This is a genomic window from Rhodococcus sp. 27YEA6 (assembly GCF_044908235.1).
In the GTDB taxonomy this organism is placed as follows: Bacteria; Actinomycetota; Actinomycetes; order Mycobacteriales; family Mycobacteriaceae; genus Rhodococcus_F; species Rhodococcus_F qingshengii.
The window spans coordinates 1-5,165 of sequence record NZ_JBIYCY010000049.1; the positions used below are offsets into that span (position 1 = coordinate 1).

Genomic DNA, 5,165 nt, shown 5'->3' on the forward strand with positions numbered 1-5,165 from the left:
AGAGTACGAGAAGACGTTCTACGCTACTGAGCAGGGTGAGCAGGCCTTGGTTGAAATCAAATAGCCAGAGCCTCCATCAGACCCAGGGCGATTCACCTTAACCTGTCAGCTGCCGAACGTAGGTTTCCAGCGGGGAGGGTTTGCGCCTTCGTGTTCGCCTGCGAATCGTGAGGGACTTCGGTTGGGGGAGGTCGATCCGCGTATATTGTCACGCGGAATGCTCTTTATCGCAGTTGTGCAGAGGATTTCGTTCACGGATTCGAACATTAGAGTCGTGCGCCGTTCGACTTCCGTGAGTACATTGCTCGGATCGGCGTATTGACGGTGCGCTGTTCGCGCACTCGAAGGAATGCTTCGCATTCCGTCAACATTCGTTTCTCAGGACTCAAAGGTTCCACAACGCCAACAGTTCGGCCCGAAGACTGAGCGAGCGAACGTAGTGGTTGGACCGCAGTTGTGCGCTGGGGTGCCCGAACTCGACAAGATACCTCTCGGTGTCTGCCACAGGAAGCGGTAGCAGGTCGTTGCGAACGCGGAGAAAGAACTGAAAATGACTGGGGGAATCCGGTATTCGATCCTGGTTGGATATCACGACAGCGGGTGGCAATAACAATTCGTTGTCCGTGGAGACGCGGATGACGACGTCCCCACGTGCCATGCTGCTTGGTTTTCCGAGTCTGAGTGTTTCGAGTCGATATCTCACGCTCGGATTGACCGAAAGATGCTTCGTTGAAGTCTGTTTCACAGGCGCGATGCGCACGGAGGGACGGGTTTCGTGATCGCTGACTTGCCTGATAAATACTCGGTTGGTCGGAGCAAGAGGAAAGTCGTTGTCAAGGTTCTGCATTCGGCCAGTGATGCCAGGTTTGGGTACGGCACGCCCGATCGCCCATTCGCGCGCGGCGTTGTCGATGAATATTTGGTCTACAGCAGTGGTTTCGTCGATATTGTTGATGAACGCGCGACTGTCGGCAACCACTTGGGGGTCATCGGAAATGACGACCGCTTCATGGGTGAATGTGGAATTTTCGGAAGCATTCGGCGAGCCGATTACAGCTCGTTGGTTCGTCACGATGACCTTGGCGTGCAGTGTTGACGACGACAGGATGCGAACGCCCTTGCTGAGGTAGTGCGCAAGAACGGCAGGTGAAGTGGCGTGGGCGCGGATCGCCGCGGTAGAAGCATTGACGATCAGAAGGTCTCCACTGCGAAGTGGAAGTAGTTCGGGCGCAAGGTGTCCGAGATAGGGGACAGCGGCATAGCGTGGGCCTCGCGTGCGGATCGCGCGAGTGATGTGTGGCCACGGGTTCGGTCCGTGGAAGCTGGTCCCCATAGCCTAGAACGGTAGCGCGAATCGGGCCCGATTTCTGGCGCCTGCGTGAAAGCTGCCGTTGTTCTGCGTCGTCTCCGGAGCAAAAGAAACTTCCGGATATCTGTGATCTGTCGTGGAGGTCGAAGAATGTTGTAGTGATCAACCCTGCCGGGTCAGACGGCGTTAAACCCCAGTGCGACTGCAGCGCTGTCGATTCGGCGTGCGATTTCAATACGGGACGGTGGCAGTAATGGTGCCGGACGGGTGGGAAGGGTCTGCTGCTTGTTCGAGCAGCGCCCCGCACAGTGCACCGGGAAATTTACCGCGGTACGCGATGCCGCGGGGGTGAGGGCGGGCGTGGTGGATCGTGCGGGCCCATGCCTGGAGGGGCGTGTAGGCCTGAGATCGTAGGCGCTCGCCGTGTGGATATCGGGTGGCTGATGTAGTGTCGCTGGCGGGCCGAGTCGATTCGTGATCGGTGCTCGAAAAGTGAACGCGCAGAAAACGTCTCGGCATTCTAGTGTAGGTCGGGCGGCGTGGTCTTCATGAACTGATGGACCCGTGCCTCGTGACGGGGAAGCCGGGCGTGTTGGGCTGCAGTGGAGGTTCGTCTACCACTCTTTGGCAGCCTCTCGTCGCGAGTTCAGGTGAGGTGGCGGCTGGGAGGCGTCAGCGTGGCTTCGGCGCCCCATCAGATAACAGGCGGTAGCGCCGGCGTGATGGTTGTGAGCGCAACGTAGGACATTGCACTCACTGGAGACGTTGTGGCGAAGAAGATTCCGTTGAGATAGATCCATGAGGTTGCGACGGCACCGGCGATCAGTGCTGCGATTGTCACGGTGGTGGCTGCACGCTCGCGGAAGAGGAGCATCACGGCCCCGACGCTGGGCTTTCGGGCGGGGTCAGCGCGGATAACCTCTGGCTACGGTGCGTGCAAGGATACCGAGCGTGGCTTTGAGAGATCCTTCGGCGATGACGGGAAAGATTCCTGCTTGCCGCCAGGTGGGGCCGATATCAGACCAGTCGTAGTACGAGGTCACGAGGGAACTGTGGCCGTCGTCGGCCGGCTCGATCCGATATCCGTAGACGTGCCCGATCGGAGGCCGAACAGTTCCGAGGATGGTCCATGCTATTTCGCGTTGGGGAACAAAGGTTTTGATCGTCACTGTGACGTCGTACTGTCCCATGGGTAGGTCGCCCAGAGCTTCGCGATCCATGTGGACGACGAATTCGTCGCCGGTCGCGGTCACGAGTTCGCCATCTGCGCCCATCAGCATTCCGGATCCGTCGATGGCGACGTGCCCCTGAGGGTCGCAGAGGACCGCGAAGATCGATGCGGGGTCGGCACGGATGGTGCGCTGTACTTCGATCCGTTCGCTAGTCATGTGGCGAATGCTGCCATACCGCCGATCGGTCGGCGAGGTTTCTCTCGTTCGGTGGGTGCATTCATCGGCTTCGGTCGGCGAGGCGGGGTGATGCGCGGAGATGTCGGATGCTGTCCACCACGATCAGCCCCGCCACAGCCACTCCGGTGACGGCCACCAGGAGTGGGCTTAGTTTCGTGACAACTGGCGGTCTCGAGTTGTACTGCACCAGCGTCAGCGGAACCGGAACCATCCCTCCAGCGCCCGGTAACGTGAACTCCGGAACGGGCGGCATCAACATCAACATCGCGAGCGTGGGACTGTCCGGATGTGACCTCGAAGGTGTGCCGGCAACGATCACCACGTCCGGTTCCTGGGCTCTGAACGTCAACGCCGACAGCGGATCACCGATGGGAAGTATCAAAATCCCCAACGGCGGAGCCCACGTAGTCGCTGGTAGCTGCGTCATCGACGTCACCGCCAGCACCGCCGGCCCCGTCCCCTACAACAACACAACCCACACCGTCACCGCCAACAACACCGGAACGGTGAACTTCACCTCCAACGGCGGAAGCGCATCCTGCCCTGCAGCAGGGGCCGGAACAGCGAAGATGACCGGAGCGCTCAAGTTCAACTCCACGCCCGGCATCACCGTCACTCCCTGACCCGGAATGTAGTTGCATCACAGTCACACCCGCCCTAAGAGGGTTATGCGGGTGTGGCTGTGGCGTACTGTTCGCGTAACCGTCCCCTCGGCACAGGTCGCTGCCTGAGCAGGAAGATTCACAGAACACATGATCGTTTGGCCGAGGGCCCGCCCGATCTCTCGTAGTGTTTCGCCGCAGCAGTGAAAATCCCAGATCACCTTCTAGTGCTTCACCGAGAACTTCAGTGCCTTACTGCCCATCCACGGTCATGCATCATCTCACCAGTAGTGATGCGCTGACCCTGTTGAGATTAAGATCGTAGTCGGCCGACGAATCGATCCGAATCGACGCTGTGACTCTCGGAACTTTGTGGCCCAGTGCTCGGTAGAAATGGTCGGCCGCGGCTGTGACGGTATGGATGGCGCGGCGGGAGCGACTCACGATTTGCGTCCAGTGAGGACGTGGAGACAAAAACGGTGCACAACAACGCGGTCGCTGCAGATATGGTGTTGCCGAATCCGACTTCATCACGGGTGCAGGGTTGATCCTGGCCGTGCGCGATGATTGCCAGAGTCCGGCGCAAACGGCGATAGAGCATCGAATCCTGACCTGGTACCTCGTTCGTCAGATGTAGTACTGCAGATGGATGTGCAGTCGAGTACCTGCTGATTGACTCTCTCTCGGAAGGGAGTCGTCAATGAGTACGTCCGTCAACCGAAGCCGCTGGTCGATCGTTGCGTTGTCATGCGCCGGAGCGGCATTGGTGGCCGCGTTCGTTCTGGGTCCGGCCGCGTTGTTACGCGGACGCTATCCGCAGTTCCAGGATCAATCCGTCATGAGTGAGCTGCTCGGCCGCGGCTTGGTCGACTACTGGGGTAGCGGAGTCCGCACCTATCCTCGAGGCTTGGCGGAGATAGTGGACTACTGGTTCGAGTGGCACGTGATCAAGATCGTCATCTCGGTGCTGCTGACCACGGTTCTGTGCCTGCTCGCGGCGACTCTGTGGCGACGATCTCTGACGGCCGGCGTCGGTTGCGTGGTCGCGGCGACCACTACGACTGTGCTGTCATTGTTTTCGGTGTTTGTGGCTGTGCTCAACATCCAGTCGACGGCCGCACCCGTAATCGCGCTGCTTCCGATGCTCTCCGCTGACAACGCGGACGGGCCGACAGCGCAGTTTCTGATCGAGAACGGTGTGCAGAGCGGAGACTCCAGACCGCCACTGCTCGAGTTGCTCACACAGGTCGAGCACTACAACTGGGCGGCGATTGTCGCTACCGCCGTGGTGATCGCTGTAGTCGCAACCGGAACCGTCATCGCCGTCCGACGCTACAGACCGTCGGACACGACAAACGGTGCCCACCGTCGGATGTTCGTCGCCCTCGGATCGCTCGGTGCTGTGATGACCATTGCGATGACGCTGCTGTTCGTCGCGGCCGTAGTGGCAGTCGTCGATCCAGGAGAAGCTCTCCTCGGCGCAGTCGGCCTGTGACTCTATTGCCGGACCAAGATGAACGGCGAGGCGTATCCATGACCGAATCGCGGAAGTGCTGAACGTCGCTCGCAGTACGTTGTACCGAAACTTGCAGTAGAAAAATCGAATCCGCTACGGCATTGGAAATGCTGCACTGATGTCGCCGGTTCGGCCTCGATGGATCCGCTTCCTACAATTCGATGGGGCGATTCGGGTGTGGGCCTGTGGTTGGCGCGCTGATATCTGTGCGCCATTGCCTCGACCGCGGTGAGCGGGTAACGCAGCTGTCTGTCGAAGTGGGAGAGGGGCAGCTGCGTCGCGGGTTGCAGATCGTCAAGCCGCGGCTCTCGACGGCTCGTTGCGGTAAC

At 59.7% G+C, this 5,165-nt stretch carries 5 protein-coding genes; 2 read left to right on the forward strand and 3 right to left on the reverse strand.

Going from position 1 to position 5,165, the window contains the following annotated elements:
• Window positions 1-385 precede the first annotated feature (385 nt).
• The 3 genes from ABH939_RS32885 to ABH939_RS32895 form a co-directional block, all read right to left on the reverse strand.
• Window positions 386-1,333, reverse strand: a complete 948-nt coding sequence (locus tag ABH939_RS32885) for a phospholipase D family protein (protein ID WP_151097291.1) — start codon at window positions 1,331-1,333, stop codon at window positions 386-388.
• A 670-nt stretch (window positions 1,334-2,003) separates the two neighbouring features.
• Window positions 2,004-2,186, reverse strand: a complete 183-nt coding sequence (locus ABH939_RS32890; RefSeq protein ID WP_151097294.1) for a hypothetical protein — start codon at window positions 2,184-2,186, stop codon at window positions 2,004-2,006.
• 28 nt (window positions 2,187-2,214) lie between these two features.
• Window positions 2,215-2,697, reverse strand: a complete 483-nt coding sequence (locus tag ABH939_RS32895) for a polyketide cyclase (protein ID WP_030537933.1) — start codon at window positions 2,695-2,697, stop codon at window positions 2,215-2,217.
• A gap of 176 nt (window positions 2,698-2,873) precedes the next feature.
• Between ABH939_RS32895 and ABH939_RS32900 the strand changes: the two genes are divergently transcribed.
• Both ABH939_RS32900 and ABH939_RS32905 read left to right on the forward strand, forming a co-directional pair.
• Window positions 2,874-3,341: a hypothetical protein gene (locus tag ABH939_RS32900; RefSeq protein WP_151097296.1), complete on the forward strand. Its 468-nt coding sequence runs from the start codon at window positions 2,874-2,876 to the stop codon at window positions 3,339-3,341.
• A 679-nt stretch (window positions 3,342-4,020) separates the two neighbouring features.
• Window positions 4,021-4,815 (forward strand): hypothetical protein, encoded by a 795-nt coding sequence (locus ABH939_RS32905; RefSeq protein ID WP_151097298.1) that lies wholly within the window; start codon window positions 4,021-4,023, stop codon window positions 4,813-4,815.
• Window positions 4,816-5,165 lie beyond the last annotated feature (350 nt).